The sequence below is a fragment of the Candidatus Sulfotelmatobacter sp. genome (assembly GCA_036500765.1).
In the GTDB taxonomy this organism is placed as follows: Bacteria; Acidobacteriota; Terriglobia; order Terriglobales; family Acidobacteriaceae; genus Sulfotelmatobacter.
The window spans coordinates 122690-148007 of the sequence record DASYBM010000011.1 but is presented as its reverse complement, the minus strand read 5'-3'; the positions used below and the strand labels follow the sequence as shown (position 1 = coordinate 148007).

Here is a 25318-nt window from a genome sequence, read left to right as displayed (position 1 = left end):
CGGTTCTGGCCACTGCAAGCACATCAATTGAGGTATTGGAATGAGAATATGCAGGGATTTTCTTGTCTTGGGGCTGCTCGCTATAGCCGCGTGTTCGCCGCTAGCTCCCCGCGCCTTCGCGCAGATTCAGTCCACCACCAGTTGCCCGTCGGGACACAACTACTGGGATGTTCTGAGTGTGATGATGATGGATCCTGGGCTGGCTGCCGGTTATCACATGGAAGGCATCACCAATGGTCTGCCATCGGCTTATGTCTACACTCAGTGGGATCAAAGTGGATCGAAGGTCTATTACACCAAGAATCCGCAAGGCAATCCCTGGGATATTAATCTTTACGATTCAAACTACATTTACCAATGGGTTACTGAACTCGGCACATGGAATGGCGTTAACCACTGGAACGACCCGACCAGTTGCAAGAAATTCAATAACGGCAGCCAGAACGGCACGGCCGACATGTCGATGCGCTGGGCTTCCCGTTGCGCAACTCCAGGAGGAGATAACAGTTCGTTCTGGAATCCTGCGCCGACGACTCAGCCGAACAATACGAATTACTACACCTACGTAGAAAAGGAAATACAGACCCAGGACCAAAATCTCGGCTACGCCTTGCTGTCGCTGAAGAGCACCAGCTCCATGGATATCACCGACAACCGCGCCACGCCGCCTCGAAAGTTCTCAATCACGCTCTTGCCGTTGTACTACACGTATAGCTGTTCGGTTTCCGGGAAAATCAACTCTTGCAAATTTCGTGAAATCTTTGATTATGGAATCGACACCGACACCAACCCGGTGGACAAAACTAAGCACAGCTATGGATGGGTTCGCTGGCGCTATTACACAAACTCGACCGGCGGAAACCCAGATCTTTCCGCCAAATGGGTTCAGCAGAACATCTCCGTTTCCGACCAGTTGACGGCTGGACAAGTCACGCCAAACTTTGAGTGCTTCTAGATCGGGCTTGGTCGATGTCGGAGAACCGCTGGAACCTCTCTCGCAACGGCCTGATCATGTTTCAGTCGGAATTCATCTCGATCTGTCGGGGCGGCAATACCGGCAGGTCGGGATGATTTTCATCTCTCCAAATCACATGAAAGCACTCGCCTTCGCTTTCGGCGCGCCAGTTCGTGCCATCTTCGTATTTCACCGAATAGGGAAAGAATACCCAGCCGATGACGGATTGGGCGCTGGCCGCACGAATGCCTGGTTTCTCCAGGCTCTGTTCCTGGCCGGGCAAAATGGTTTTGTCCGATCTCCACTCGCCGTTGAACGGTCGCCGCAAATCCTGAGGCGCCAATAGCATCTCGGACGTGATCGTAAGGCTGGTAATCGGTTTGCTGCCGATGTTCTTGACGGTCAGCGTAAAGTTTTCCGGATGCTTCCAGAAATCCCCTTCCCCAAAAGCAATCGGGCAAGCCCGCCTGGGCGAAGCGTAGATCGTATACACGGCCATCATTCCACCCTCCATGTGATCTTCTACATGGCAGTGGAACATCCAGGTCCCCGGATTGTCGGCGAGCATGTCGACCGCAGTCATGCTTCCGGGAAGGAGTTCGATCACGTCGGTGTTGCGAACTCCGTCGCTGACCGTTTCGCCGTGCCAATGAGGCGTGTGTACGTCGATCTCATTTCCCATCCCCAGCAAGTACCAGCGGACTTTTTCTCCTTGCTTCATGGTCAATCCGGGAAGATTGCCGAAGATGAATCCGTTGATGGCGTAAAACTGCCCCTGGGGCTTCCCTCCCAGTTCGTTGAAGATCATGAACGACGCAATGAATTCGCGGTCCACGTCCTTGGGCGATCCGTCGGGTTTCGCCTTACCCTTGGCCGTGACGATAATCGGTCCCAACAAACCAGCATTGATTTCTACGCCTGGATCGACGTGGGAGTGATACCACCACACCGCCGAACTCAACTGGCCGCGGCCGGGACCGCTGCTCGAATTAGCGAACCAGTGGTACGTGAAGCGATTCCCAGGAGAAACCTGGGCGCCTTTGCCGAAGGGTAAATACAGCGAACCCTCGTTGTTCTTATCGTAACGCAGGCCATGCGGATGCATATCGTGGCTGGTGTGTCCGCGATTGAGAAAGTCGATTACAACCTCGTCCCCCACTTCCGCGCGAATCACAGGACCGAGAATTCCCAGCCACTCCGGTTGGCGCTTCTGCACCGTGAAGGTGTTGTCGGTATATTCCACAAAGCGGGACTTGGACCAGCGCAGCTTCGTTGCCAGGGTTTGCGGAATGGGAGTGCCGTTCAACAGATTGCGGCCGCTCGGCGCATAGTCCCAGGTCACGTCTTCCGCTGCGATGTAGTAGTGCCGTGTTGCTGCCAGGCAGGGAGAAGCTAAAAAGAAAAGCCAGACGAACCACAGCCTGAGCGCTTGCAGGATTCTCACGACCGCCATTATCCCATTGGGATGATCGGTTTGAAAAATCGCTTCCTTGCTTTCCTTATGGGCTCGCGTGCCCGGGTCGTTTTGCCAGTCTGGGAAGTGCTGGTCAGGGAGTCGGAGGCGTTAGAGTGCATTGCCCCGTCATGACCTGAGCCGGCGGCGTTGGCGGCGTCGCCCAAGGTTTGTTGGTGAAGTCAAAGAACTCGCTCATGTCCGGCTGAGTCGCATCGCGTTGGGTCAACGAGGGCAGGTTGAAGCGCTCCTCAATCAATGCGAGCATGGCAGTATAGTCGCGCACCTGGTGGGAAACGAAATTCTTCTTGGCGAAAGGCGAGATCACGATCAGCGGAATACGGTATCCGGTGTAATTGAAGTTGCAGGTCCCGCCTCCAGTCGTGCCGGTTGAATCGCAAATGTCGCCTGGCGCCAGGTCCAACGGCGCAATGCCGTCGGGACTGGCCATCGGCTGGGGCGAAACATGATCGTAAAATCCTCCAGCTTCGTCGTAAGTAAAGAGCATGACGGAATCGCTCCAACTGGAACTCGTCATTAAGGCGTTGATCAAACTGGAAGCGAATTGGGCTCCGGCTTGCACATCGACCGGGGCGGACGTGTCGTAATCGGACGGATGCTCGTCCAGTCCGGCGCTCGAGGGCGGCTCAATCAGCGCCACCTGGGGCAGTGTTCCGTTCTGGAGGTCGGTCGTAAATTGCGTTAACGACACCAGGTTTTGCGAGAGCGTCGGACTGCCTACAATCGTCGCTCCATAAGCGAACTCATTGATATAGGAATAGTTGAGCAGGCATGATGCTGTAGGGGCCGACCCGCAGGTCGTGCCATCGGTATCAACATAGATTTTCCAAGTGATGCCGGCATTCTGTAAAGCTTCAAAAATAGTCGTATTTGTGAGCGGCGTTTCGGGCGCGACCAGCGGATGCGCATGCCCGGCCGATGTGGCCGCGAGAAGGTACATGCGATTGATCTGAGTACGATCCATGGCAGGAGAAAACCACCGATCAGACGTCGCGAAATTCGAAGCCATGAAGTAGTAGTAGTTCAGATCGCTCGAGTCCAGATACCCCATGGCACGCACGCCATTTGTATCCATCAGGACAGGCGACTGCTGACGCGCGTCATTCCCGGCCGAGATCACGAATCCATTCAGAGCGGCAGCGCTATTACCTTCCGGATCGTTATAGTCCCAATCCACATGACTCTCGTTCCAGAAAGGGCTCTGCTCCTCCTGGCATTCCGACGCGAAGTGAAACGAAGTAACCGGATTGCTGGTGTCTGGAACACAAACATCAGACGCGGGATAGGGCTGGGAAGGATCGCACCCCGGAATCGCGGGAGCTGCCGCCTGCAAAGGAGCAATTCCACTTGCCGGGTTGAACTGGGGCAAACCGTCGAACGATTGATCCGCGATACCGTTCTGCGCCCAGTATTGGCGCATCGCGCCGAAGTAGTGATCGAACGAACGATTCTCTTGCACAAAAATAATAATATGGTTCACGTTGGTGAGACCAGCCGGTGTCGTCGACCGTAGACCTGTCGCACAACCGGCCAGAGTAAGGGCTGACAAAAAAGACAACCAGGTCAGCAAAAACCAGTAACGGGTCTTCATGCTGGGCGCGCTCCTAGTTCAAATCCGCCATAGGATGACCAGTTAAACGAGAGGGTTGTTAAGAGCCCAATGAGGTATAGAAATCTACGGTTTTTCCGGTTGAGATCTAAGAGTTTTCCCCGGCATCTGTAGGCATTCGCCTGACAGAACATGCCCTTTGGCTTGCCGGCAATTAATCGAGTGCAGAATCCTTACATCACAGCCCCGACATATCGCATCAGAAATTGCACTTCGGATTTCCTGAATGGCGATTGGAGGCAGATGTCATCGAACGAAAATTCTGCGTTGCGCCCGTCCACCCGACTCCCGGCCCTTCGCGAAGTCGCGCTCTCGAATCGTACAGAGCAGGCGACGGCCCGGGAACGGCGACCCCTGCTTACCCTTGTGCGGAAGCTGCGGGAGAGTGAGATGGCCTTAGCCGTAATGCGAAATGTGTTCCGCACGTTTCAGCGCTTTGGAATCACAGTGAGCCCCAATCACTATTATTGGCCTGTGCCGGATGTGCGGGAACTGGAATCCAGGAACTGGCCGGCCGAGGAGGAGCCGATTGGCCTGGACTTGGGCTTCAGCCGGCAATTGGATTTTCTGCGAACCGTGGTTCCGCAGTATCGCTCAGAATGGGAATCGGCCGCGTCGCCTTTTTTCAGCGTTGGTTACAACTACCATAACGGCTTCTTTGAGACCTTCGATGCCGAGATGGCTTACTGTATGGTTCGCCACTACAGGCCCCGGCGAATCGTGGAGGTGGGCGGCGGCTACAGCAGCAGGGTATTGGCGGCGGCCCTGGATCTTAACTTAAGGCGCGACGGCGTGCGCGGTGAGTTGATCACAATCGATCCCTGCACCGACCGTTTCCCGCACAAGGCACTGAGCGATCGCGTCCACCTGATCCCTCAAACCATACAAAATGTCAATCTCGATATATTCCTCGGCCTGCAAGAGGGCGATATTCTGTTCCTCGATTCCAGCCACGTTGTAGGCATCGGCAGCGACGTAGTGCGCGAATATCTCGAAATCGTTCCCCGCGTTGCCCCCGGTGTTCTGATTCATGCGCACGACATTTTCATTCCCGCTGACTATCCACGCCAGGCGGTCTTGCACAATCTGTCATTCTGGTCGGAACAATATTTGTTGCAGGCGTTGCTGATGTTCAACCCAAAATTCGAGGTTCTTTGGGGTAGCAGTTACATGCAAAGCCGAGCGCCCGAAGCTCTGGAAAGCGCTTTCCCGCAATGGCAGCACAGCTACAGCAGGATGCGTGCCAACAAACGGCGATTTCTTCCCACTCGCGATGCAGACCATGTATGGCCGTCCAGTTTCTGGATGCGAAAACTGGCTTGAGCAAATGGCGCGGCCGGTCCCTACCAGATCCCTTTGTCGTCCCCGGTAATCCGGAGATTCACAAAAGCCGCGGCAGCCAGCGCCGGCAAAAGCGATAGGCGAGCCAACGCGCGAAAGCGTCGCTCCGCTCCGGTCGCAATGAGTTGCTGTAGGAATAACTGCGAGCCTTGCGGCACCATCGGTACACGCAAGAATCGCTCTCCTACGTACGTCGCCTCGGCTCCGAAGCGCGCCGATCGAACCACAAACTCAGGCAACGGCAGCGCTCCGACACCCACGCGTTCGTTGTAATCTGACGTGATTTTCAGCAACGTAGCCGTTCCTGGCCAGATTGACCAATGCTGCCCAGAAGCGCGCAGTCGCATAAAGTCCAGACGGCCCGTTCGTACCAAGCCTGTAAGGTTTACGAGGTCGGTGAGACGAATGTAGAAGTGGCGATACATTCGTTGTAGAGTGGCGAGCGCAACTTGTTCCTCCGGCGCCGGGACGCGAAAACGATACGAACCGATATCGCGGATCACTCTGGTATTTTCTAGCTGCGCGGGCAGCGCGTCTTGCTCGCCGGTTTGCCCGAGGCGTCCCACATGAATTTCGACCAACTGCGGCAGCCCAGGAATTCGGAAGTTCCATTTATGCGCCAAGCGGTCGCCCCAACTCTGCGGTTGCGGTTCGGCTCGCAGCTCGCCGCGCATGACGCGAACCGTGTCGGCCTCTGTGGCCGAAATAAAAAGATCCAGGTCGCTGCCGATATCGGGCCAGTGATCAAGAGTTTTAATTACAAGCGGGGCGTGCCCCGTACGTTCGAGAGCCCTCACGACCCTTTGCAGAAAGGAAAGCGCGTTTTCAACCTGTCTTTCCTCGGCGTTCGCCAAATCTTCCAGGTTTTCTAACGGCGCGAATGCGCCCCCATCGGCCCATTTCTTCAGAAGACGCAAGGTGCGCAGGGTTACGCGCTGTAATTCCGCAAAGCGAAGAAAGTCAGACCACTGCTCCCGGGACATCTGCCGCAATTCCCCAAGCGCGCGTTTCACGTGCGGGCTGGCCTCAGTTTGCTGCCCGGCGGGGGTGAGCGCGTGCAAATTCAGAACTGCCAGGATCTCGAACATCGCCGCTGCACGTTCCCTACCGGTTGTCATGGTCGTCCTCCGCCGGTTTCTGCCGGTTTCGAATCGCCACAATGCGGTATGCCGCGCTCAATTGCCGTGCCTTCTTCGTAGTCGTTCCAGGTGGCGATCAGAACAAATGGAATGGGGTGCGACGAATCGTTGTTCTCATCGAACAGGCGCAGAGTATCTTCGAAAGTTTGTCCGCACCGGGAATCGATATGCCGATTCAAACTCCACGACGCTTTGGCATCGTTGAAGCCCGGCCACACGCCTCCCACGGTGATCCAGTCCGGATGTTTGCTCCGCATCCTGGCATAAAACTTGGTCAGGTAATCTTCGCCCCAGGCCTGACCATCGGGCGTCCATCCCTTGCTTCCGGGGAACACCCAGGCATACTCGCCATCGAAATCCTTCTCGTATTGCGGCGGCGGCTCGTCCTGATAGATGAAGAGCGGCGGAGATTCCCACTGACTTACCTGTTGGCGCACCTGATCCCAGTCGGTGCGCCCGCGCTTCGGAAATACAAAGATGACCGGCCGGCCCTTGTACAGCAGGTACGCATCGCGTCCGGCGGCTTTGGGCCCAATATATTTTTGATAAGCCATTTCCATGGCTTCCATGGCATCTTCCGTGGCATGCCCATTGTCATCCTGGGTTTCGTCGTACATCAACGCGACGTGAAAGTGCTGCTCGCTGGCGATGCGTTGCAAAAGCGCAGTACTGCGATCGAGAAAAGGACGCCGCGGACCATACCAATCCACCGCAAAGGCGTAGATGCCCATGTTCCGCGCGCTCTCAATTTGCTTGCGGAGAACATTCGGATCCTGGCTGTTGTAGCCAACATCGATATGGTCCGGATCGCCGAACCAGGGCTGGTAGTCCGCGAGTACCTTGGGACTGCCCGGCGCTGTAGGCACGTCTTTGAGCGTCAGATTGCGTGGATTCGCTCTACTGCACCCGTTCGGAATCAACGTTATGGTCGCCACATACGCCAATAATAAGTGTTGATAAAGCTTCATTTACGATTTCCCGCAGCAGCTACGATGAAGAGGAATGGTCAAGAGTTGGATCAAAGCTGGCGTCCGTAGTCGGTACTCAGAAGGCTTTGGCGGGGGTCTCCTCGAGATCGCGAACATACCAGCGATCGGCGCCGGGGGTCATGAGGACAACATATCGGTGGACTGAGTTCGCTGTATCGAGCAACTTGTTTCCGTCAAGTGTCAGAATCTCTAACTGGGCCTCGTCTACAAGCTGCATCGCAGTTCCATCCGTGGAATAAAAAATCGCTTTCACCTGATGACCATGATCCACAATTCGCACATGAACGCCGGTCTGCCTTTGATCGGCGATTCTCTTCATAAGGCGATCCTTAGCTACTCCGACGAATTCTTCCCCAAGTCCGCCGCCTTGGCTCGATTCGAGGGCCGACGCCATGTCCCGCCAAGCCAATGCGTAGTTATGCGCGATGGTCGTTCCAGTAAGCTCCTCGATAGGACGAGGCTTCAAGCCGTCTGCATCGAGATGAATTTGGGGCGAAGATTGGCCCGCAGAAGACTGCCCGAAGGCCAACAGACAATCCGCAATCACGATCCCCGCAGCTTTCAGAAGTCTTTTCATAATTTCCCATTGACGGCGACTTCATTGCCTACTACAACGCCGCACGCTACGCTGATCTGCGTGGGCCCTTGAATCGGCAGTTGCGCTCGCGCCACACCTTTCTTGATCGGCGCATCGACGGTACTCTTGCCAGCTTGATCGACCGCAGTGAATGAAACGATGGTTCCGTCGGGCAGTGCGTTCCCGCTGCAATCGCGTACGGGATCGGTTTCGAGGGTCATTCGGTTGGCAACGCCGGGCAAGACTTTCATGCGCAGTCCGCAAGCCTCCGCGGCGACCTGCTGAATTACGCGCGATTCTTGCACTCTGCCTAATGCGGCAGTCACTTGTACGCGGCCCTCGTGAGGGGTCGAATCCATGCGCATCCAGGTCACGCCTTGGTGCGTGGACCCTTCCCGTGTGAAGCCGGCGCCGCTTGCCGGATTGATTCGAAAGTCCACGGTCGCCGGCGTTAAGACCGGATTGAAGTACTGATCAAACACAAATGCCGTGGCATCAATTGAACCGGGTGAAGAGACCGGCACGCGCGAAGGATGCAAGAAGAAACTGATGTGCGCGGGCGTTGCGGCGATCACGTCGAAGGTGGCGGAGTCGCAGGAGGACGAAGAGCGGCAAACGATCACACGGTAAAGGCCGGCGGCGCGCACATCGCTGGATTGAATTTGCAATGCGCCGCCCAGATTCATGGTACGTTTCACAACGCGATCGGGTCCGACGAGATAGAACGTCGCCTGCCCGGAGCCGTCGGTGGGGATCGAGAAGCCCTGGCCCGCTTCCACAACGGGAGGTACGCGCAATTCGGCAGCCATGGCTGAAGCGCAAAAAAGCCCCGAGATCAGCGCGCAGCCCAAGGCTGCGCCGATCCGATCTGTGCAAAATCCGAAATGCCTGCGAGTGAAAGCTCTCATGCTAGCTGCTGGACCGAGAATAGTGATTGACGATTACGCGATACGTCTTGATTCTCTGCGCAACATCATCCGGAATATCAACTGCGAACGGGACCGGCACCTGCGGCATCAGCGCTTGATCGACGTAACCATCCGAAACCCAAATCACCTTGCCGGTATTGTCGTAATAGGCGGCTAGAACTTGCGCGATGTTGACGGGGCGGCCGCTTTCATTCATCAGACTGCCTTTCAACACGTTCCGGTTCAATGCGTCTTTGCTCAAAGTCTGGTCGCTGACCGCGATCACAGGATCGGCGCTTGCCGGAACCAACAGCGCGCGAGCGTCCATGCGCACGCTCTTCACCGCATCCATGCGCACGCCCGGAAAATCAATGCGATACGGTGAGACCTGCTTCGGCAGCAGCACGTGAGAGATCATGTCGAAGCTGCCTTCTTCCTCGATCGGGCTGCCATCCGCTTTCAGCAGCGTTGCATTCACATTTAAATATGCGGGGACCGTATCTTCATTCTCGATCTCTCCGACAATCACCACGCGGCCGGGGCGCGAGATTGCGTTCATCGAAGTGATGCGTACTTTCGGCGACTCCACATCCTGCGCGCCCCAGGCCTGCGACGTGTTGCGGCCAATAATGTCCCAATTCAAGTAGTTCACCGACACCACTTGCGGCGGCACCGTGGTGAAGGCCGGTTTCGGCCAAACCACACGCCAGACCGAACCGTCACGCCGCACATGCAGATCGCGCACATCGTCCAGCGAGCCCACCGCGCTCGACCAGGTCATTCGGACTCGAACCACCGCCTGGTCTTGATCGGCATGGAGAGCCGAGACATCCGCGGTCTGCAATGACGAGTACGTACGCAAACTTCCGTCGGAGCCGGCCACATCGCGAATGAAGGACGCGAGATCCGTGTCGCTGCTGTGATCGAGTGAGGCGTAAGCCTGCTGGTAGTTATGAGCTTGAATTTGGCTCATCAAAGCCTGCACCGCTTGTTCAGGAGTGTGCGCCTGAAACATCGCATGTTGCGTCATTCCCCCGGATTGCATCCAGGCGATGGCAACCAGCACTACTGTGGCGGCCGCGATGAAAATGGCCAGTACCCATCTCATGAGCGCACCCCGCTGGCATAGGCGTGCTCCGGTGCTTCTCTTGGAATTGAGACCGGTTCCGCCTCCTGGAGGTGACGCGGTTCAGCCAGCATCCACACAAAAAGAATAGCCAGGAAGCTGCTGCCGATGGGCAGAATGCCCCACATCAACCCTTCCCATGGCGCTGGCATCGCGTCGGAAGGGATCAGTCTTGCCGGCGGCGCATCATCCTTCGACCATACTGTGATGGTGCCCGAATCGTAACTCTCGACCTGACGCCAGCCACCAAAAACGAGCAAGGGTTCATAGAACGGATCGTGGACGAAAATGAATTTCAGCCCATAGTGGTTGGCGTGTTGCAGCATGGCTCGAAGAGAATCCATGCCGGCTGCGCCGAAGAACTTTGCGCTGGTCAATTGCGCCGTTCCGTAATGCGTAAACTCTGGCAGCAAGCGGGCCGAGTTGTACTCGCCATCCACGCTATTCGCGTTGGCGAAGGTCGAAACCTTGGACAGAGCATTGCCGAATCCGAGCGTGAGATAGCGGTACTGATCGTGGCCATCGCGATTCAGGAACGAAACTACGGAGTCGACGTTGAGTGCGCTAAACGTTTTGAAGGGGCTCCACGCCAGCCAACCAAGCGCCAGCGCCAGGCTGGCTACTGCGGCCGTACTCACTGCAATTGCTCCTCTGCGCGGAGATCGATCGATTACCTCTCTTGCCAGCAATCCCACAATCGGCAGCGCCAGCACCGTTGCCCACAGCGTGAAACGCTCGTACGTAAGAATTTCAAAGGCCCGGCCAAAGATCCACCGGGGAATAGGCGTCGTGCCTCCCAGCGCGATGATGAATGTTGCCCAGAACGCGAGCAGCAGCACTCGCAATCGCGGGTTCGACGCGCCTTTGAGTACCACAAACGGCAACGCCAGCAGCAACGCCCCATAGGGCACAACGAAGAAATTCATTCCGTTCGCCCAGTTCATCAACAGATTTGAACGGCTGGCATGCGGAATGGGCATCTGCTCGATGGGATGACGGATAATTGAAATCCAGTACGGCAACAGCACGATCCCTACTCCCACCACGGAAATCACCGCAAAAACGAAGCCGCGCCCAATAATTCGCGCGCCGCCATGTCCGTTCTTGCGCCCGTCATACCAGGCCAGCCACAACACTGGCAATGCGAACAGGACAGACCCGAAGATCAGCGTGACGTGATGCGCCGATGCGGCGGCCAACGTCAGCGCGAGGCCTTTCAGTAGCGATCGCCAGCTAGCCGAAACGCACCACGAGTAGAAGTAGGGCAGCGCCAGAAAGTACAAAGGCGCGGACAATGTAGTCGGCAGCTGACCGGCCGAATAGACCAGGAAAGCAATGCTGCCCGCAAATACCGCCAGCACTCCTGCATAGCTGGCCGCACGGTCGTCCACCCACAGCTGCGCGAACCGGTACGTTCCGACCGCGAGCAGTACCACCGCTCCCAATTGCACGAGCATGAAAGCCTCGGTAAGCCCTACCACATACGAAAGTAGTGCAATCCATTGGTGGACGAGGGGTGGGTAGGTGGTCTGAGAAAAACCCGCAAACCATTTTTCGTTCCAGGGATCGAACCAGTGGTGCGCATAGTGCGAGGCAAAAAAGATGTGCAAATTTGCATCGTATGACGTCGTTGCCGGCAACTCCATTACCAGTAATGGCCCGTGGATCGCGACCGCCAGCAGGATGATGGCGGCAAGGGGTATCGGGCGTTGCCAATTTCTGGTCCCGGCCGGGAGTGGAGATGTTTCCAGGGGGCCTCTCATGAACTGACTCAGATTCACCGTTGCCCAGCAAAGGTTGGCAGGAATCTTCGGGGAAGCGGTCTGTAGTCTTGCGAACGTTCACAACCACTGTGGGAATTTATTGCATCTGAGCGACGGCGGAGGGGTAGGTGTGTTCTTCGCCGCTAGCCAGATTGTCACCCAGGAAGTTGGGAGGAGGAATGGTGCGACCATCATTCAAGGGCTCGGTGCGGCTTGCAGTCCTTATTTTGGTGAGTACAATCTGCGCTGCCCAAACCTTTGATGTGAACGGGCAATCCTCATCCCCTTCGCCTGCGCAAGCCCCTTCGAAAAAGCGACCGGCGACCCCTCGCAGTGAAACCGGAATGGGCTGGGGCTCGAGCATCGAGGTGGCGCGCGAGGCGCGCGCCACGCAGACCGCACTGCAACACAACGACCCGCGCTCTGCCACGGCACATGCGCAACGTGCCGTCAACTTCGCTCCGCAAAATGCCGATCTCTGGTTTACGTTGGCGTACGCAGCGCGGCTGAGCGGACAATACCCGCTGTCCGTCGACGCGTACAAAAAAGGCCTCGCGCTTAAGCCATCTTCAGTGGAGGGGCTTTCTGGTCTGGCCCAAACCTATGCCCGGATGGGCCGCACCGACGACGCCCAGCAAACGCTCGAACAGGCCCTGGCTGCGAACCCAAGAAGCGACACGGACCTTCAGCTTGCCGGCGAGTTGCTGCTTTCCACCGATCCCAAGCGAGCTCTCGAATATCTGCACCGGTCGGAAGCCGTAAAGCCATCGCCTCGAACTGAACTTCTGATGGCTCGTGCCTATGAACGAGTCGGAGACAGCGAATCGGCCCACAATATGCTCGAGAAAGCGCGGCGCGCGGCTCCAAACAATCCCGAGATCGTGCGGGCAATCGCCAGCTACTACCGCGACATCGACCAGTACGATCAGGCAATCCGCAGCCTCGAAGAATTGCATTCGAAAGACCCGAACGTCCTTGCTGAGTTGGCATATTCCTACACGTTGGCCGGCAACGCGCCCGCGGCTGCCAAAACTTATGCGCTAGCGGCCACTCGCGCGCCGAATGACATTGAGATTCAACTGAATGCTGCTCAGGCCATGCTCAACGCCGGCGACTTCGCACAAGCGAATTCGCTTTTGAATCATGCCGCTTCGCTGAATCCTGACCACTACCGCCTCTTTGCCCTGCGCGGGCGACTGGAGGCGGACGAACATCACACGGACAATGCGATCCGCAATTACGAGGCTGCTCTTCAGCACCTGCCCGAAGGAGTGCCCGAGGGTGTTCTCTATCCGATCTCTCTGCGCGTCGATCTGGCCGATCTTTATCGCGATGCCGGCGATACCCAGAACGCGGACCGCGTTACCAAAGACGCAACCAATGCCATTCGCGCCATCAACCTCACCGGTGCAGCTCGGCCCGAATTCCTGCGACTGCGAGCGGCTACTGAATTGGCTCGAAACGACATGGAATCCGCCGAAAAGGATTTGCAAGAGGCGATCCAACTGGCTCCTCGCAATGTTGTGCTGCTGCTGAACTATGCCCATCTATTGTGGAAGGCTGACCGGAGAGACGACGCTGTCAAGACCTATAAGGCGGCGCTGGCCATCGATCCATCGAGTGCCGGAGCGTTAGGGGCGCTGGGATTCCTCTCACGCGAAATGGGGGACATGGAGGCCGCCCGCCATTACTTTCAGGAATTCGCGAAGAAGCATCCCGATGACTTCGCGCCATTCCTGGCGCTCGGCGACCTGGACAGCGAAACTCGTCGGTTTCCCGAAGCGCAAGAGAATTATGAGCAGGCATTCCACAAGGCCCCAAGCAATCCTTTGATCGTTTCCGGCGCCATGAATGCAGCCCTCGAAGCCCACCAACCCGCGCAGGCAAAGAAATGGCTCGCACGCGCATCGGAAACGGTGCAGCAAGATCCGCAGGTCATGCGCGAGCACGAGCGCTACCTGACCATGACCGGCAACTATGCCGAATCGACCGATCTCGGCTATCAGGTAATTCAGAAACTCCCCAAGGACCGCGAAGGAGCCGACTATCTCGCCTACGACCTGCTCTTTCTAAAGCGCCTCGACGAGGCGATGAAAGTGGTTGAACACTTCGAACCGATTCTGCCTGGCGATCGCGACCTGTATCTGATTGCAGGCTACATTCACGCCGACCACAACGAAAACGAAGAGGCCGTCCGCTCCTTTACGCGCGCCCTCGAAATCGATCCCAACATCGCGGTCGGTTACATGAACCGCGGCTATGTGTACAACGACATGCGCCTGGCCACAAAGGCCGAGCAAGACTTTCGCCACGCCTTGGCGATCAATCCGCAATACGGCGAAGCTCACCTCGGGTTAGCCTATAGCCTGCTTCAACTGCGTCGTTCCGTGGCAGCATTGAAGGAGGCTGAGATTGCCAGTCGCTTACTGCCCGACTCGGAGAGCCTCCATCTCGCCAAGGCCGAGGCGTATCGCCAGCGATCCATGCTGACTTCCGCAGAAACCGAATACAAAAAAGCGTTACAGCTGAATCCCAATTCCCCAACGTCTTACCTCGCGCTCGCCGATGTGCAATATCGCGCTCATAAGTACGCAAGCTCGGCGGAGACGTTGCACACCGGATTAGCGGTCGCGCCCAACGATCCCATGATTTCCGCGGATTTGGCCAGATCCTACGCTCAGCTTCGGCGATCGTCCGACGCCCTGGCAGCGATCGCCACCGCTGAACGTACGGGCGGATCGAATTACAGAGTCCTGCTCGTTACTGCGGACGCTTTGAAAATTCTAGGCCGACGCAGCGATGCCATGACCCGATATTCCCGCGCGCTGGAAAGCTCCGACGAAGATCGTCTGCGGGTGCGTCTTGCTCTGGGTCAGCTTTTTGCCGATGAAGGCAAGGCCGCCGACGCGCAACAGCAAGTGGCGCTCGGATTTGCCGAGGCTCGAGTGGCGTCCACTGATTTGACTTCGGCGGAAGACTACTTGAATGCCGCGGAAATCCTGATGGCGATCCACGAGTATCCCCTCGCCGAGCGTATGCTGGGGCGCGCCCAGGCACTGGGAGCCGACGAAACCACCGTCGCGGTCGGCATGGCCAACGCCTCGCTGGCCCTGGGCGACACGCATGCTGCGGAATTGCAGTTGGCCAGCCTGCCGGACGATCCGGACCGCCAAAACAATGTCGAGTTTCTGGTCGCTCAGGGCAATGTCTACCGCCAACGCGGGGAGAATGATCGCGCCCTCGCCGACTTCGTGCGCGCCAACCAGCTCGATCCCGAGAATCCTGACACGCGACTCGTCGAAATGGAACTGGCGGAACAACAGGGCCATCCCATCATCGACCGGTTGGGCATGAGTTCGGGCGTGCGCGTAGGTCCGATCTTCGAAGACGAGAACATCTATCAGATGGACGCCCGCCTGCGCGGCGTGCAGAATCAAGGAGCTTTGCTGCCCCCTCCGCGGCGTTCGGTCGAGACTTACGCCGATTCCCACTTTCAATTCCGCGCCAACTCGCTTCTTCCGATTGAAGGTTTCGTTGGGGAGCGAAATGCTCAGGGCAGCTTGTCGTTTCCCAGCCAGTTGCTCATTCAGGATCGGAATACCTTCGACACGATCTTCAACGTTTCGGTGGTGCCGGTTGTGCGCCTTGGCGGCATAAAACTGTCGATCAATCCCGGCTTGCAGTACACGGTCCGGCGCGACACGGTTTCGCCCGTGCCGATGAATCAAAATCTTTTTCGCCAGTTCCTCTATGTGGCTACCAGTCCTATCTACAACTGGTTCTCGGTTTCCGGCAGTTTGATTCGCGAGGCGGGCCCGTTCACCGACCAGCTTTTGCACTCGCGAGACGAAGATGCTGATATCGACTTCCGAGTAGGCCGGCCCTGGGGAAGAACCGCGCTGCTAACCGGGTACAACGCGCGCGATCTGCTCTTTGGGCCATCGGTGCACGAGTACTATCAGACCGTTACCTACGGCGGGCTGGAACATGCATTCGGTTCACGCTTTCGCGCTTCGGCGGTGGCGGAGTTCCTGCGGGCGTGGCGGGTAGAAGGCCGTGACTACGCAATCGCTCAAACGCTTCGGCCACGCTTTGGGTTCGACGCAAAACTCAACCCGCATTGGACGCTTACTGCTTCGGGAGCTTGGTCTTCCGGACGCAGCTTTCACGCCTATGACAATGTGGCTGCGAACTTTGTGGCCACCTATACCCGTGACCGGAGCTGGGGTCGGGGCTCGGAGACGGCGGCCGCGTACCCAATGAGATTTTCGTTTGGACTGGGAGAGCAGACCTTTTACGACTTTCCCGGGCATGCGCACACCCAGGTTGTTCCGGTGGCGCAAGTTACTTTTTGAGAATGCAGCTCTTTTAGAATGAAGCAGGGCCAATTGAGGACCAAAGTTTCCCGATGAGCACAATTCCACATACGCAATTGACCACAAAGCAAATCTACTGGGAGGTTTGGCGCGGTCCGGTCGTGCGCGGCAGCGTCATCTTGTTGGTCAGCAGCGGGATGGTGGCCGCCACGAACCTGCTCTACAACCTTCTGGTAGCGCGCATGCTCGGCGCTTCGGGTTTTGGTCACGCCTCGGCTTTATACACGCTTCTCATGATGATGTCGGCGGTCAGCTTGTCGTTCCAGATCGTGGCGTCGAAATTTATTGCGCGGCACTCGGAAACGCTGGCCCGCACCCAAATTTACGCCACCATGCTGCGCCGCGCCTGGCAGGCGGGACTGGGCATAGCCGTACTCATCGCCGCATTCAGTGCCTACCTGGCTTCGTATTTCAATCTGCCGCAACGACACGACCTGCTATTGCTGGCTATCGCGACCGGAGTCTACGTTCCCCTTGGAGTTCGCCGCGGCCGAATGCAGGGCTGTTGCGACTTTGGCAGCCTGGGTGTCAATGTGGTCGCGGAAGTAGCGGTGAAGTTTGGCGGCGCACTTCTGTTCCTGAAATTGGGAATGGGTGTCACAGGTGTGATGTTTGCCGTCATGCTCTCCATCGTCGCCGCTTACCTTGTCGGCATGCCGGGAGCCGAGTACCGGGCGATGCCGGGATTGATCAAAATCGCTCCCTTTGGCGAAGGCATGCAGGCCATCATGTACTTCATCGGACAGGTAATTCTGAGTAACCTCGATATCCTCTTGGTGAAGCATTTCTTCCCGCCACCGGAAGCTGGAATCTACGCCGCCGTGGCTCTGGTCGGACGGGTTGTGTTCATGTTGTCGTGGTCGGTGGTGAGCAGCATGTTTCCCGTATCGGCCAGCCAGACGAATCGCGTGGCAGGACGTTCGGTGCTATACACCGCCGTGCTCCTGGTGGCCACTCTCACATCTTTGTTTATTGCCGCCGTCGCTCTCGCCCCAGAGTCGGTGTGGATCGTGCTGCTGGGCAAAGCGTTCCTGCTGGGCGCGGTGGGGTCGTTCTCCAAGCTCCTGACTCAATACGCGGTCATGACCGCAATCTACTCCATCGCCGTGGTCGTGATGATGTACGAAATCTCGCGGCGTATCGGTCCCGCAGCGTGGGTACAGTTGGGCGCCAGCGTTCTGCTGACCGTGGGCATCTGGTGGTATCACGCTTCCCTTTCTCAGGTAATTGTGGTGCAGATGTTCGTGATGTCGGGATTGCTTGCAGGTGTCGTCGTCCCGCTGTTCCGCGAGCGCGACACGGCACACGCCCTCGCCTTGTCGTGGGAGCCTTTTCAACTCGTGCGGCGCGTGCCGGAAGCTGAGGTCATTTCCGAATTCCTGCGAGGCGAGTTTTACCATCCCGTGTTCGATCCCTATCGACAGGACTTTCTGCAACTGGTGGAGCAGGGCGATCTGGACAATCCCGACGAAAACCTGATTCGACGCGCACTTCTGTTTCGCCGGCGAGGACGTATGTGGCGTGAATTGCCTGCCGACACGGAATGGTGGGAGATCGAAATGACGCCACGCGACCTGGAACGATTGCAGTCATTCCCGCGCAATGAATGGAGACGCTTTGCACGGAAAGGCTTTTATCTGACCGACATGGTTGAACGCATTGGGGCGGAGATGGATCGCGGGCAGCTCACGCCGTTTCTAACCAAGCTGAAGGCGATCGCCAACGATCTCCGCGCGAGCGGCGTGCCCGACGCGGTGCTGCTGATCGGAACCGACCAATACCACCCGCTCACGATCATCGAGGGAAATCACCGCATGGCGGCAGCCATGCTCACCATTTCCGAGTCCGCACACCGGCGGTTTCGTTTCTTCTGCGGTTTATCGCCGAACATGACCTCGTGCTGCTGGCACCAGACGGACTTGAGAAGCTTGATGCGCTATGCTCGCCACACCGTCCGTTACATCTTTCACGACGGAGATTTTGTTGTCTCGCGGAGACTGCGGGAAAAGCTGGCCGAGATTCAAACTAATTGAAATCGGAAATGCCAAAGCCTACGGGAGACGTACTGCTCTCGACCCGGCAGAGATTTACTGATTCGGCGTCAGGGGTCGCACAGTGCGAACGTTGTAGCGGTCCCCGTCGAATTCAGCCTGAATGCTGACGGCGGCTCCGTCGCGCAACTGACTGAGAGTCGAGGAATCCAGAGAACCGAAGGCCAGTTCGCGGACGCTTTGGTCGGTGTCGTTCGAAAGGGCCACTACGCGCGAGCGCATATCGACGGAGATAATTCGTCCCTGGAACGCAAAGGAATCACCGCGTTTGGCCAGGATCTCGACTTTACTCACGGAATCTTTGCTTGCTGAAAACCATACTCGCACCAGCATGCCCGACGACAACGATTGGACCGATGAGGCGTGCCCTTGATCGACCACCACCGTACTCGGAGCAATGCGCAGCGAGACACCATCCGGGCTTAGAGGATCGCGCAGAATTACCCGTGATCTGGTTGGGTCGTAGCTCATGAGCTTCCCATCGAGTTCGACTGCGGTGGTTCCCGACGCTCCAGTTCGCACCGATCGTGCAAACAACTTTCCATTGTCGATTACCGTATCGACCGACACTACCGCTCCCGCGGGAATACTGGTCAAGTGCATGTGCGAATTCTCGGGAAGCAGCTCAGTCCGGGGGTCGAAGGCGATCTTGACATCACGGCCGCCGAAGGCCCGAATCACCAGTTGATCGTGGATTGGATCGGTTTGCTTCACCACACCACGCACCAGACCTATTTTGCCGCCAGGCAGCTCGGTGGGAGACAGGGCTGGGGGCGGAGCCGTCTGCTTCCGATCGGGATCTTCGGATATGGAAGAGGATGGGCCGGATATCGAGGAGGAAGGCCCCGAGGGTTTGGCCGCGGATTCAGAAACAGGCGCCGTTGGCGTGGATCCCTGCGCCTGCGCGCTGCCAGCGACTAAGAGCATCGTCCAGAGGAATGTCGCAAACAATACCCAGAGGCGTCTTGTCATCGCGGCTTAGATGCCAGATTTTCTACTTCCGAATGCGACCCAGGCATCGGGTGTTTCCTGTAGTCCAACCGGACGGCCCGTTTCCACATCATAAATGTCGCAACTTCATAAGGATGAAAGGTCAAGGGCTAGCGATGGCGCTTCGTAGGATGGGAGTGGTCGCATTTTCCGGATTCTTAGCGGCGCAGTTTCTCGCAGGTGCAACTCTGTCTGTCGCGGGGGACCTGAAGATCAACATTCCGAAGCGAGACGTGTCCACCCCGAGCCAGAAGCTGAACCGCGATGGGGTCGCCGCACTCAAGCACGGGCATGAGGAAAAAGCAAAGAAGTTATTTTACCGGGCTTACCTTTTGGATCCGGAAGATCCGTTTACTCTGAACAATCTCGGGTACGTTGCCGAATTGGACGGCGATGCCGATCGCGCGCTGCGCTACTATGCCCTGGCGGCTCGCGACCATACGGATGCGATCATCGACCAGTCGGTGGAAGCCGATCTGAAAGGCAAGCACCTGGATGAAGTTTTTCTGCACGCGCAAAACTCCGCGATGGAGATTAATAAAGTAAGCGAACAGGCAATTGTACTGCTGCAAAAAGGATATGTCTTCGAGGCCAGGAATTTGCTCCAGTCTGAATTGTCGCGCCGACCGAATGATCCTTTTCTGCTCAACAATCTTGGCTACGCGCTGGAGTCCATTGGTGACGTTCAGGGAGCGCTGCAAGCATATTCGGCGGCAGCCAGCCTGCATTCCAAACAGCGAGTGATCGTGACGCCACGCCTTAAATGGCGCGGCCGCCCGATCAGCGAGGTTGCGGCATCCAACGCCAAGGCGGTCAGCGAGCAGATCGCCCGGGGGGAGGGAGTTGACGCAACAACCGCACGCCTCAATCTGCGGGGCGTGGCCGCACTTAATGACAACAATCCCACGGGCGCGCGCGATTTTTTCTTGCAGGCCTATCGACAAGACGCACAGAATTCTTTCACCCTGAATAACCTCGGCTATATCGCCGAGTTGGCGGGCGATCGCGAAACCGCTCAAATGTATTATGAGGCCGCGCGCTCCGGCCGGGATGCCAAAGAAAAAGTAAGCTATTCCACGCGCCGTGACGCTGAAGGCCGGCAGATCAACAGTCTTGCCGACGTTAACCAGGCGGACGTGGAATCGACGCTGAAGGCGGTGCAAGAGGCGAAGCGCAGGGCCAACCGGCCCATTGAACTTAAGCGCCGCGATAGCCTTTCAGCGACCCCACCGGAGGATTCGACTCCGGTGCCTCCCATTGGCGTGCAGTCTCCGAAACTTCCTCCCTTGCCGCCTCCCAGCTCGGAACAAGATCAGACGACGCCAAATCAGCCGCCAGACTCCGTGCCTCCGCAAAACCCGCAATCCTAGAGTCGATCCGAAGCAATAAAGCTGTCTCCGGCGAAGGCGGTCTTAATACCGCTGCTCTCATCCCGATACAAGCTCTGCCGCAACTTCTGTGGTGCATTCCGGGTTTCAAAAGTAGTCATGCCGTGCAGTTCAGGATCCCTGTTCAAGTCGTTTCTTGTGGTTGTCCTTTGCTGTTTGCTATGCAATTGCGGGAACAGCGGTATTATGCCCCCGCCGCCCCCACCATCGAATGCTGACGGCTTCTCCTGTCCTACTGGGCAGGAAGATGTGATGCAGTATTTTGCAATGAACATGCAAAACCGTCGGGCCCAGTTCATGAATGGACAGCCGAATCCTATCTACACTGAAGTGTTTCCCAACCAGGACTTCGCCGCAACCGGTTATTGGTTTTGGTTGAAGAGTACGAGCGCGCATGGATTCGACGTGAAAGCATTCGACCAGAAATATGTCTACATTCGCTCTACCGAACTCACCTGGACTGACAACACTACGTTTAAGCGCTTTGTCCAGGATCTTCCGATTGCCTCTCGCTGTGTGGCGCCCAAAACAGCAGGACCGGAAATTCAGGTGGCGAATACGAATTTCCAATATTTTGCGGCATGCAGCCCTTACAAATCGAGCCAGCTTGAGACCTCCGTCAATGATCTTGACGCTCCTGTGCTGATGGATACTGGGGGCAACATCGGGCAAGTCTCAACACGGATTTTGCATTACCGCTACAACTGCGACAGTAATTTTCAGAACTGCGCAAACGAGGAACAGTTCTTTCTGGCAAAAGGTTACGGTCAATGGCAATGGAAGCATTACCAGAATGGCACGCTTGTAAATTCAACATTGATTAACAATATTGAACCGGGTACGCCCACCGGGACCTTGCCTTGTGCGAATAGTTATCAGTAGTGGGCCAGAGTTCAGCTACGCGGTGGGAGTGGCAATCTCGTCTTCATCCTGCCATTTTTGAATCTTCTCGCCCACCGTACGAGCCAGCTCGCCCCCGTTCTGGAGTGCGCCTCTGCGACGCATGGTGGCCGCCAACTGCAACAGCTTAATGCGTTCCTGCTGGCGGAACGAGCGGATGTATTCGCGCACTACTTGCGGCATGCTCATGGCCACACCAGCCGAGTAATTCCGCCAGGCCATCCTTTTCAGATCGTCCGGAGAATTCAAGGCCAGAAGCATCTGATCCGCCAGGCTCTCGGCATTGCCTGGAGCAAAAAACCGAATTTCAATTCCTTCATGCTCGGCAAGTTCCCGGAAATCCTGAATGTTGGAGGCGATCATAGGAACCCCGTATTGCGCCGCGAGATGCGCTACGCCGCTGGAGCCCGCCGAAGATGTGTATGGCATGACAGTAAGGCTGGCCTCACGAAACAAATCGGCGATCGCCGCTTCGGGCACATAGCCCAGAAACTTGATGCGATCGCTGGCATGACGCTCCGCTACCGACTTCACATAGCCAGGCGTCTTGGGGTGATCCCCACCACCAATTACCAGCTTCACGTTGGGGAATTTTGCGGCCACCTGCTCGAAGGCCTCGATCAGCAACTCGAGACGCTTATAGGTTCCCCATTTCCCGAATGCCAGAATGCGATGATCCGGGTTCCCCCGGCGCGAAAAATCCGGAGGGTCCGGCTTGCCGGCGAAGATTCCATGTGAGCGCACGCTCACTTGGCCGCGCTTATATTTGCTATCCAAAGTGCGCCGGTAGGCAGGTAAGAGTACGGAGAGCGAGTTCGCCGTCAATAGCAGATGTGTGGTCAGCCACCCTCCCATCCGGTAGAGAGTGGGCGAGCTGACTGCCGCATCCTCCAAGTCAACGGTCTCAAAGAGTTGGTGCAGCGTAACGTGCGAATACACGCCATTGAGTCGCGTTATGGCCGGAGTGATCAGACCAAGCGTCGCGGAGAGAGGGCGGGAGCCGAAGCTGGCGAAGCCCAGATTGAACCAGGCCACGTCAGGCTTCGCTTTTCGAATCGCGCGCAGCAGGGTCGCGATATTGCCGTTTCTTTCAAAGCCCCAACAGCGGACAACATTGAAGCCGGCTAGTTCATCGGCGGGAGTCGACAGATAGTCTCCCAGCACCGTCAGCTCAACGCACCGCTCTTGCCGCAGTTGCTCGGCTACGTGAAAGCCATACTCGTTGAGAGCATGACGACTGGGCGGAAATGACGTGATCAGCGCAATTTTCACTGCTCACTCGAACGCAACACCAGATCCCGCGAGAGCCTGGCCAGAAGGTGGAGATAGTGAAAAGCTATGGTCGCATTGGCCTTGCTGGCCCCCGCCCTCCGCAGCCCGAATTGGAAAGGTACTTCCTGTGCGCTGCGGATGCGGCCGCGTACGAGAATTTCGAGCAGCAGTTTGAAACCAGTCGTTTGGAACGTCATACCTTCGATGCAGCGGCTATGGATTACGAAGAAGCCCGACATGGGGTCGGTGACCTGGAATTTTTTGTTGGAAATGAGCGGCGCCGCCGCCAACGTGCTGAGACGCGACACGGCCGAACGCAGCGGATTCCAGCCCTTAGTTCCGTTGCTACGGGCGTAGCGGCTGGCAATGGCGATATCCGCCGATTCCGCAGCCTGCAAAAGTTCAGGCAACAACGCAGGAGGGTGTTGCAGATCGGCGTCAATGACACCGAGCAGGTTCGCTCGGCATTGGCTCCAACCATACAGCACCGCCCCCGCTAAACCTCGTTGTCCCACCCGGGAAAAAATGCGAATGCGCGGATCTTGTTTTGCCCAGCCCCGAACTTTCTCCACCGTTCCGTCGGTGCTGCCGTCGTCGACGACTACGATTTCGTATTCATAATCGGTTGCGCTTAAAACATTGGTGAGTTCGTGCAGTAATATGTCGATATTTCCCGCTTCGTTCAGTGTGGGCACAACCAGGGCAAAACTCTTCTCGGAAAACCCGGGCATCGCTCAAGGCCTCGCTTTCAAATAACTCGCTAGCCTTGGATGGAAATTAAACGCTCGCCGTTGGCTCGTTTCGCACGCTACAGGAACTCTGTTGATGGACTACGGGGTCCGGAGTAGGTTGAGAATTTTCCTCGCTGGAAACGCGCTCCAGAAGCCTAGAGCGCAGAATGTGGAAATAAATTTCACCTCTGACTTCTTCGGGTCCGCCTTCAGAAATGACGATCAACTCAGGAGCTATTTCCTGGAGGCGCAGAAAATTGCGCCGATTCTGGCGCACGAATTCAAGAGGATACTCCGGCTTCCTGGCAAAAGCGGTTTCGGGCGAGGCATCGATCACGAACGCGAGATCGGGAACGGGCGCCTGCTTTAAGAGCATCTTGCCATAACTTCGAGCCACAAATGATTGCGAATCGAAATTCGCGATTTGATCGTATACATAGCGATCAAAGATGACGACGTCGGATTTCCGGACCGCTTCGCTCCTGAGCAGGCGGCGCAGCCGAACAACATCCAGCACATAAAAGCCCGACCTTGTCGCCGTCAAATACCATTTTCGAACATGCTTATTATTTCTCGGGACAAATAAATTCCCGTTCGCCTGAGTCTTCTGGCGTTCCACTGCCCGCCCGCCGACGCCGGCGCGCAAATTCGACCACACCGCGACGTTATCCCAAAAGCTGAGGCGGACAACGCGCAATCCCGCCTTTTGCAGACACGACTCGAGTTCCTCGATTTGCGTAGTTTTTCCCGCTCCGTCGATTCCAGAGAAACTAATCAGGAACGGTCGAACGCCGACTCGCGATGTCGTTTTATCGGAACCCATATTTGGCCGAAGACTCTGTTCCCTGCTATCGATTCGTGCTCGAGTGGTTGCCATCTAGGGGCGAGTCGCTGACGATGCCCCCGGCGGCCTGGCTTGGTTTCTCTCCGACAAAGCCACCACCGAACCGACAGCGATTCCGCCTCCGGCGAGCAATCCTAATTTGATCAAGAGCGAGCGATGACCATGCTGACGTGGAGGCGCTACCGCTGCACCCGCCGGCTGGGCCGCCGGAGATCCTTTCACGTTGGCGGCTTTTGCCCCGGCGGCGCCGGAGGGAGTTTGCGCGGATTGCGAATTCGCCGGCGTCTGTGCTGGCTGAGCTTGGGGCGCATCTGGCAACGAATTGTCCTGCTTTTGCTCGGTGGAAGTCGATTGATTAGATTGAGGAGAGCTAGACTGAGGAGGGTTCGCCAGCAGCGGCGTGTGGCTCGAAACCAGGACAGCCCCGCTGAGCAAAAAAACCGAGAAGCACTTTGAATACCCGTTAGCGATCGGATTCATTTACGCACTCCCAGTTTGAGATTGATGGGCACTCCCGTCTTCGGGGTCCGTACACGGGCCTGCGATTCCTCCCGCTTCGTTCGGCAAAGAAACTTGAGGATAGGCGAGCGCTTCCACCATCGAATTAAAAACGGGCGCCAGCGACGAAATCCGGGTTACATCTAAGAGCACTCGGTTCACTCGAGAACCCGCGACCAAAAGCGCTTTCGTATCCCGGCCTCCCACTTGCGCCAGGCACTCCAGCAGCAAGCTGATGTCCTCATGATCCAGAGTCTTACAGCTTGAAAAATCAATAATTACGGGGGAACCGGCAAAGCGCAATGCCGCCAGCAAGTCCTTTCTCTCCCCGCGGCGATCCCCGCGCGCGCAGGGAAAGGTCAGGATAGTTGGCGTCTCAGCCTTCAC

General features: G+C 56.9%; 20 protein-coding genes. 6 read left to right on the top strand and 14 right to left on the bottom strand.

Annotation, left to right across the window (positions count from 1 at the left end; genetic code table 11):
* Positions 1-40: 40 nt before the first annotated feature.
* On the top strand, positions 41-955 hold the full coding sequence (locus VGM18_14225; protein HEY3974160.1) for a hypothetical protein: 915 nt from the start codon (positions 41-43) through the stop codon (positions 953-955).
* Between the two features lie 61 nt (positions 956-1016).
* Here VGM18_14225 and VGM18_14220 read toward each other — a convergent pair whose 3' ends face one another.
* Together VGM18_14220 and VGM18_14215 are read right to left on the bottom strand one after the other, a co-directional pair.
* Positions 1017-2408 carry a multicopper oxidase domain-containing protein gene (locus VGM18_14220; GenBank protein HEY3974159.1) on the bottom strand — a complete coding sequence of 464 codons (1392 nt, stop codon included), beginning with the start codon at positions 2406-2408 and terminating at the stop codon, positions 1017-1019.
* A 94-nt stretch (positions 2409-2502) separates the two neighbouring features.
* Positions 2503-4020 carry an alkaline phosphatase family protein gene (locus VGM18_14215; protein HEY3974158.1) on the bottom strand — a complete coding sequence of 506 codons (1518 nt, stop codon included), beginning with the start codon at positions 4018-4020 and terminating at the stop codon, positions 2503-2505.
* A 408-nt stretch (positions 4021-4428) separates the two neighbouring features.
* Here VGM18_14215 and VGM18_14210 point away from each other — a divergent pair, with 408 nt between their 5' ends.
* The gene (locus VGM18_14210) at positions 4429-5361 is read left to right on the top strand and encodes a class I SAM-dependent methyltransferase (protein HEY3974157.1); all 933 of its coding nucleotides are present in this window, start codon (positions 4429-4431) and stop codon (positions 5359-5361) included.
* Positions 5362-5381: 20 nt separating this feature from the next.
* Here the strand turns inward: VGM18_14210 and VGM18_14205 are convergent, their stop codons facing one another.
* The 6 genes from VGM18_14205 to VGM18_14180 form a co-directional block, all read right to left on the bottom strand.
* Entirely contained in the window at positions 5382-6497 is a 1116-nt protein-coding gene (locus VGM18_14205) for a hypothetical protein (GenBank protein ID HEY3974156.1), read from the bottom strand.
* Positions 6494-7486 (bottom strand): hypothetical protein, encoded by a 993-nt coding sequence (locus tag VGM18_14200; protein ID HEY3974155.1) that lies wholly within the window; start codon positions 7484-7486, stop codon positions 6494-6496. Before VGM18_14200 ends, VGM18_14205 begins: the two co-directional genes overlap by 4 nt.
* 76 nt (positions 7487-7562) lie before the next feature.
* Positions 7563-8084 (bottom strand): hypothetical protein, encoded by a 522-nt coding sequence (locus VGM18_14195; protein HEY3974154.1) that lies wholly within the window; start codon positions 8082-8084, stop codon positions 7563-7565.
* Complete coding sequence (locus tag VGM18_14190) at positions 8081-8893, bottom strand: hypothetical protein (protein ID HEY3974153.1); 813 nt, start codon at positions 8891-8893, stop codon at positions 8081-8083. Before VGM18_14190 ends, VGM18_14195 begins: the two co-directional genes overlap by 4 nt.
* 100 nt (positions 8894-8993) lie before the next feature.
* Positions 8994-10100, bottom strand: a complete 1107-nt coding sequence (locus VGM18_14185) for a hypothetical protein (protein ID HEY3974152.1) — start codon at positions 10098-10100, stop codon at positions 8994-8996.
* Positions 10097-11881, bottom strand: a complete 1785-nt coding sequence (locus VGM18_14180) for a hypothetical protein (protein HEY3974151.1) — start codon at positions 11879-11881, stop codon at positions 10097-10099. Before VGM18_14180 ends, VGM18_14185 begins: the two co-directional genes overlap by 4 nt.
* Positions 11882-12225: 344 nt before the next feature.
* Here VGM18_14180 and VGM18_14175 point away from each other — a divergent pair, with 344 nt between their 5' ends.
* Positions 12226-16236 (top strand): tetratricopeptide repeat protein, encoded by a 4011-nt coding sequence (locus VGM18_14175; GenBank protein HEY3974150.1) that lies wholly within the window; start codon positions 12226-12228, stop codon positions 16234-16236.
* Between the two features lie 53 nt (positions 16237-16289).
* On the top strand, positions 16290-18290 hold the full coding sequence (locus VGM18_14170; protein ID HEY3974149.1) for an oligosaccharide flippase family protein: 2001 nt from the start codon (positions 16290-16292) through the stop codon (positions 18288-18290).
* Positions 18291-18344: 54 nt separating this feature from the next.
* On the opposite strand, the gene VGM18_14165 is transcribed toward VGM18_14170, so the two are convergent.
* On the bottom strand, positions 18345-19280 hold the full coding sequence (locus VGM18_14165; GenBank protein ID HEY3974148.1) for a hypothetical protein: 936 nt from the start codon (positions 19278-19280) through the stop codon (positions 18345-18347).
* A gap of 134 nt (positions 19281-19414) precedes the next feature.
* Here VGM18_14165 and VGM18_14160 point away from each other — a divergent pair, with 134 nt between their 5' ends.
* Together VGM18_14160 and VGM18_14155 are read left to right on the top strand one after the other, a co-directional pair.
* Positions 19415-20668, top strand: a complete 1254-nt coding sequence (locus VGM18_14160) for a tetratricopeptide repeat protein (protein ID HEY3974147.1) — start codon at positions 19415-19417, stop codon at positions 20666-20668.
* A gap of 270 nt (positions 20669-20938) precedes the next feature.
* Entirely contained in the window at positions 20939-21568 is a 630-nt protein-coding gene (locus VGM18_14155; protein HEY3974146.1) for a hypothetical protein, read from the top strand.
* Between the two features lie 15 nt (positions 21569-21583).
* Here VGM18_14155 and VGM18_14150 read toward each other — a convergent pair whose 3' ends face one another.
* The 5 genes from VGM18_14150 to VGM18_14130 are packed head-to-tail and all read right to left on the bottom strand — an operon-like array spanning position 21584 to position 25318.
* The gene (locus VGM18_14150) at positions 21584-22858 is read right to left on the bottom strand and encodes a glycosyltransferase (GenBank protein HEY3974145.1); all 1275 of its coding nucleotides are present in this window, start codon (positions 22856-22858) and stop codon (positions 21584-21586) included.
* Positions 22855-23589, bottom strand: a complete 735-nt coding sequence (locus tag VGM18_14145; protein HEY3974144.1) for a polyprenol monophosphomannose synthase — start codon at positions 23587-23589, stop codon at positions 22855-22857. Before VGM18_14145 ends, VGM18_14150 begins: the two co-directional genes overlap by 4 nt.
* 46 nt (positions 23590-23635) lie before the next feature.
* Positions 23636-24412, bottom strand: coding sequence for a hypothetical protein (locus VGM18_14140; protein HEY3974143.1), 777 nt, complete (start codon positions 24410-24412; stop codon positions 23636-23638).
* Positions 24413-24466: 54 nt separating this feature from the next.
* A complete protein-coding gene (locus tag VGM18_14135) occupies positions 24467-24913 on the bottom strand; it encodes a hypothetical protein (GenBank protein ID HEY3974142.1) in 447 nt (148 codons plus the stop codon).
* Positions 24914-25318: a hypothetical protein gene (locus tag VGM18_14130; GenBank protein ID HEY3974141.1), complete on the bottom strand. Its 405-nt coding sequence runs from the start codon at positions 25316-25318 to the stop codon at positions 24914-24916.

What these genes read in the sequence shown, in the direction of transcription:
- VGM18_14225 (HEY3974160.1), top strand. Translation starts at nt 41, where the DNA reads ATGAGAATATGCAGGGATTTTCTTGTCTTGGGGCTGCTCGCTATAGCC.
- VGM18_14220 (HEY3974159.1), bottom strand. Translation starts at nt 2,408, where the DNA reads ATGGCGGTCGTGAGAATCCTGCAAGCGCTCAGGCTGTGGTTCGTCTGG.
- VGM18_14215 (HEY3974158.1), bottom strand. Translation starts at nt 4,020, where the DNA reads ATGAAGACCCGTTACTGGTTTTTGCTGACCTGGTTGTCTTTTTTGTCA.
- VGM18_14210 (HEY3974157.1), top strand. Translation starts at nt 4,429, where the DNA reads ATGGCCTTAGCCGTAATGCGAAATGTGTTCCGCACGTTTCAGCGCTTT.
- VGM18_14205 (HEY3974156.1), bottom strand. Translation starts at nt 6,497, where the DNA reads ATGACAACCGGTAGGGAACGTGCAGCGGCGATGTTCGAGATCCTGGCA.
- VGM18_14200 (HEY3974155.1), bottom strand. Translation starts at nt 7,486, where the DNA reads ATGAAGCTTTATCAACACTTATTATTGGCGTATGTGGCGACCATAACG.
- VGM18_14195 (HEY3974154.1), bottom strand. Translation starts at nt 8,084, where the DNA reads ATGAAAAGACTTCTGAAAGCTGCGGGGATCGTGATTGCGGATTGTCTG.
- VGM18_14190 (HEY3974153.1), bottom strand. Translation starts at nt 8,893, where the DNA reads ATGGCTGCCGAATTGCGCGTACCTCCCGTTGTGGAAGCGGGCCAGGGC.
- VGM18_14185 (HEY3974152.1), bottom strand. Translation starts at nt 10,100, where the DNA reads ATGAGATGGGTACTGGCCATTTTCATCGCGGCCGCCACAGTAGTGCTG.
- VGM18_14180 (HEY3974151.1), bottom strand. Translation starts at nt 11,881, where the DNA reads ATGAGAGGCCCCCTGGAAACATCTCCACTCCCGGCCGGGACCAGAAAT.
- VGM18_14175 (HEY3974150.1), top strand. Translation starts at nt 12,226, where the DNA reads ATGGGCTGGGGCTCGAGCATCGAGGTGGCGCGCGAGGCGCGCGCCACG.
- VGM18_14170 (HEY3974149.1), top strand. Translation starts at nt 16,290, where the DNA reads ATGAGCACAATTCCACATACGCAATTGACCACAAAGCAAATCTACTGG.
- VGM18_14165 (HEY3974148.1), bottom strand. Translation starts at nt 19,280, where the DNA reads ATGACAAGACGCCTCTGGGTATTGTTTGCGACATTCCTCTGGACGATG.
- VGM18_14160 (HEY3974147.1), top strand. Translation starts at nt 19,415, where the DNA reads ATGGCGCTTCGTAGGATGGGAGTGGTCGCATTTTCCGGATTCTTAGCG.
- VGM18_14155 (HEY3974146.1), top strand. Translation starts at nt 20,939, where the DNA reads ATGCAGTATTTTGCAATGAACATGCAAAACCGTCGGGCCCAGTTCATG.
- VGM18_14145 (HEY3974144.1), bottom strand. Translation starts at nt 23,589, where the DNA reads ATGCCCGGGTTTTCCGAGAAGAGTTTTGCCCTGGTTGTGCCCACACTG.
- VGM18_14140 (HEY3974143.1), bottom strand. Translation starts at nt 24,412, where the DNA reads ATGGGTTCCGATAAAACGACATCGCGAGTCGGCGTTCGACCGTTCCTG.
- VGM18_14135 (HEY3974142.1), bottom strand. Translation starts at nt 24,913, where the DNA reads ATGAATCCGATCGCTAACGGGTATTCAAAGTGCTTCTCGGTTTTTTTG.